A 3,402-nucleotide genomic window follows, 5' to 3' on the forward strand; every position below is an offset into this window, starting at 1 on the left:
GCTCGATGGGTCAGTACGCGGAGCCCGACGCGCCCAGGGAGCCCGTCGGGTGCCAGACCGTCTTCGTTTCGAGGAACGCCGTCAGGCGCTCCGTGCCCGGGGCCGACGTGAAGTCGGTGTCCACAGGCTGTGGACGGACAACGCGCTTCAGGTTGTCGGCCGCGGCGATCTCCAGGTCCTTCGCCAGGTCGGCGTCCGCCACGCCCGTGAGGTCCAGGGCGTTGACGTCCTGGTGGGCGGCGAGCGGGGCCGCGAGCTCCGCGGCCTTGCCGCTGAGGATGTTGACCACGCCGCCCGGCAGGTCGGACGTGGCCAGGACCTCGCCGAGGGAGAGGGCCGGGAGCGGGGCCTTCTCGGAGGCGATGACGACCGTGGTGTTGCCGGTGGCGATCGCCGGGGCGATGACCGAGACCAGGCCCAGGAACGAGGACTCCTGGGGGGCGACCACGGCCACCACGCCCGTGGGCTCGGGGGTCGAGAGGTTGAAGAACGGGCCCGCGACCGGGTTCGCCCCGCCCACGACCTGGGCGATCTTGTCCGTCCAGCCCGCGTACCAGACCCAGCGGTCGATCGCCGCGTCCACGACGGCCGCCGCCTTGGACTTCGACAGGCCCTCCGCGTCGGCGACCTCGCGCACGAACTGCTCGCGGCGGCCCTCCAGCATCTCGGCCACGCGGTAGAGGATCTGGCCGCGCAGAAACGCCGTCGCGCCCGACCAGCCGCCGAACGCCTTGCGCGCCGCCACGACCGCGTCCCGCGCGTCCTTGCGGGAGGAGAGGGGGGCGTTCGCCAGCCAGTTGTTCTTCGAGTCCGTCACCTCGTACACCCGGCCGCTCTCAGAACGCGGGAACTTTCCGCCCACGTACAGCTTGTAGGTCTTGAGCACACTCAAGCGGTTCTCAGACATCGAGGTACGCCTCCAGGCCGTGGCGGCCGCCCTCGCGGCCGAAGCCCGACTCCTTGTAGCCGCCGAACGGCGAGGTCGGGTCGAACTTGTTGAACGTGTTGGCCCAGACGACCCCGGCGCGGAGCTTGTTCGCGACCGCGAGGATGCGCGAGCCCTTCTCCGTCCAGATGCCCGCCGACAGGCCGTACTGCGTGTTGTTGGCCTTGGCCACGGCCTCTTCCGGGGTGCGGAAGGTGAGGACGGACAGGACCGGGCCGAAGATCTCGTCGCGGGCGATGGTGTGCGCCTGCGTGACGTTCGTGAAGAGCGTCGGGGCGAACCAGTAGCCGGCGGAGGGGAGCTCGCAGGGGGCGCTCCAGCGCTCCGCGCCCTCGGCCTCGCCCGTCTCCGCGAGCGCGGTGATGCGGGCCAGCTGCTCGGCGGAGTTGATCGCGCCGATGTCGGTGTTCTTGTCCAGCGGGTCGCCCAGGCGGAGGGTCGACAGGCGGCGCTTGAGGGAGTCGAGGAGCTCGTCCTGGATCGACTCCTGGACCAGGAGGCGGCTGCCGGCGCAGCAGACCTGGCCCTGGTTGAAGAAGATGCCCGTGACGATGCCCTCGACGGCCTGGTCGATCGGGGCGTCGTCGAAGACGATGTTGGCGCCCTTGCCGCCCAGCTCCAGCGTGAGCTTCTTGTCCGTGCCCGCCACCGTGCGGGCGATCTCCTTGCCGACGGCCGTGGAGCCGGTGAAGGCGACCTTGTTCACGTCCGCGTGGGCGGTCAGGGCCGCGCCCGCGTCGCCGTATCCGGGAAGGATGTTGACGACGCCCTTCGGCAGGCCCGCCTGGCGGCAGATGTCCGCGAAGAAGAGCGCCGAGAGGGGGGTCGTCTCGGCGGGCTTCAGGACCACCGTGTTGCCCGTCGCGAGGGCCGGGGCGATCTTCCAGGCCAGCATCAGGAGCGGGAAGTTCCAGGGGATGACCTGGCCCGCGACACCGAGGGGCTTCGGGTTCGGGCCGTAGCCCGCGTGGTCGAGCTTGTCCGCCCAGCCCGCGTAGTAGAAGAAGTGCGCGGCGACCAGGGGGAGGTCCGCGTCGCGGGTCTCCTTGATCGGCTTGCCGTTGTCGAGGGTCTCCAGGACGGCGAGCTCGCGGCTGCGCTCCTGGATGATCCGGGCGATGCGGAACAGGTACTTCGCGCGCTCGGAGCCCGGCAGGGCCGACCACTTCTCGAAGGCCTTGCGGGCCGCCTTCACGGCGCGGTCCACGTCCGCCGAGCCCGCCTGCGCGACCTCGGAGAGGACCTCCTCGGTCGACGGGGAGACGGACTTGAAGACCTTGCCGTCCGCCGCCTCGGTGAACTCGCCGTCGATGAACAGGCCGTAGGAGGGGGCGATGTCGACGACTGCGCGGGATTCGGGGGCCGGTGCGTATTCGAATGCCATGGTGATCAGTCCACCGTCACGTAGTCGGGGCCGGAGTAGCGGCCGGTGGCCAGCTTCTGGCGCTGCATCAGCAGGTCGTTCAGGAGGCTGGACGCGCCGAAGCGGAACCATTGGTTGTCCAGCCAGTCCTCGCCCGCCGTCTCGTTGACGAGGACCAGGAACTTGACGGCGTCCTTGGAGGTGCGGATGCCGCCGGCCGGCTTCACGCCCACCTGGACGCCGGTCTGCGCGCGGAAGTCGCGGACGGCTTCGAGCATCAGGAGGGTGTTCGCGGGGGTCGCGTTCACTCCCACCTTGCCCGTCGACGTCTTGATGAAGTCCGCACCCGCGAGCATGCCGATCCAGCTCGCGCGGCGGATGTTGTCGTACGTCGACAGCTCGCCGGTCTCGAAGATGACCTTCAGGCGGGCCGCGCCCGAGGCCTCCTTCACGGCGACGATCTCGTCGTACACCTTCATGTAGTCGCCCGCGAGGAACGCGCCCCGGTCGATGACCATGTCGATCTCGTCCGCGCCCGCGGCCACCGCGTCGCGGACGTCGGCCAGCTTCACGTCGAGGGCGGCGCGGCCCGCGGGGAACGCGGTCGCGACCGAGGCGACCTTCACGTCCGTGCCCGCGACGGCCTCCTTCGCCGTGGCCACCATGTCCGGGTAGACGCAGACGGCCGCCGTGCGGGGCGTCGTGCGGTCCGTCGGGTCCGGGTTGACGGCCTTCGCGCCGAGCGCGCGGACCTTGCCCGGGGTGTCGGCGCCCTCCAGGGTCGTCAGGTCGATCATCGAGATGGCCAGGTCGATGGCGTACGCCTTCGCCGAGGCCTTGATCGAGCGCGTTCCGAGTGCGGCGGCGCGGGCTTCCAGGCCGACCGCGTCCACGCCCGGGAGGCCGTGGAGGAAGCGGCGGAGGGTGGCCGCCGACGCCGTGACGTCGGCGTAGGGGGTGCCGGTCGTTGCGGCTGCCCCTGGGGGTGGTGTCGTCGTCGGCATAGTCACGAGGGGAGCATATCTACGCGCGTAGCGGCCTGTACAGGGGTGGGGGCGGGCCTGGGGCCCTCGCGGGGCGCCCCAGGCCTGGG

3 protein-coding genes are annotated in these 3,402 nt (G+C 70.9%); all 3 read right to left on the bottom strand.

The window, feature by feature from the left end; all coding sequences use genetic code 11:
- Positions 1 to 10: 10 nt before the first annotated feature.
- The 3 genes from ACFWZ5_RS45705 to deoC are packed head-to-tail and all read right to left on the bottom strand — an operon-like array spanning position 11 to position 3,313.
- The gene (locus ACFWZ5_RS45705; RefSeq protein WP_384806547.1) at positions 11 to 907 is read right to left on the bottom strand and encodes an aldehyde dehydrogenase family protein; all 897 of its coding nucleotides are present in this window, start codon (positions 905 to 907) and stop codon (positions 11 to 13) included.
- Entirely contained in the window at positions 900 to 2,336 is a 1,437-nt protein-coding gene (locus tag ACFWZ5_RS45710; RefSeq protein WP_384806548.1) for an aldehyde dehydrogenase family protein, read from the bottom strand. Before ACFWZ5_RS45710 ends, ACFWZ5_RS45705 begins: the two co-directional genes overlap by 8 nt.
- Positions 2,336 to 3,313 carry a deoxyribose-phosphate aldolase gene (gene deoC, locus ACFWZ5_RS45715; protein ID WP_384806550.1) on the bottom strand — a complete coding sequence of 326 codons (978 nt, stop codon included), beginning with the start codon at positions 3,311 to 3,313 and terminating at the stop codon, positions 2,336 to 2,338. The genes ACFWZ5_RS45710 and deoC overlap by 1 nt, the downstream gene beginning before the upstream one ends.
- Positions 3,314 to 3,402 lie beyond the last annotated feature (89 nt).

This window comes from Streptomyces sp. NPDC059003 (genome assembly GCF_042740445.1).
Taxonomy (GTDB): Bacteria; Actinomycetota; Actinomycetes; order Streptomycetales; family Streptomycetaceae; genus Streptomyces.

Bases quoted from the DNA above. Each gene is read 5' to 3' on its own strand.
- ACFWZ5_RS45705 (WP_384806547.1), bottom strand. From the start codon at position 907: ATGTCTGAGAACCGCTTGAGTGTGCTCAAGACCTACAAGCTGTACGTG.
- deoC (WP_384806550.1), bottom strand. From the start codon at position 3,313: ATGCCGACGACGACACCACCCCCAGGGGCAGCCGCAACGACCGGCACC.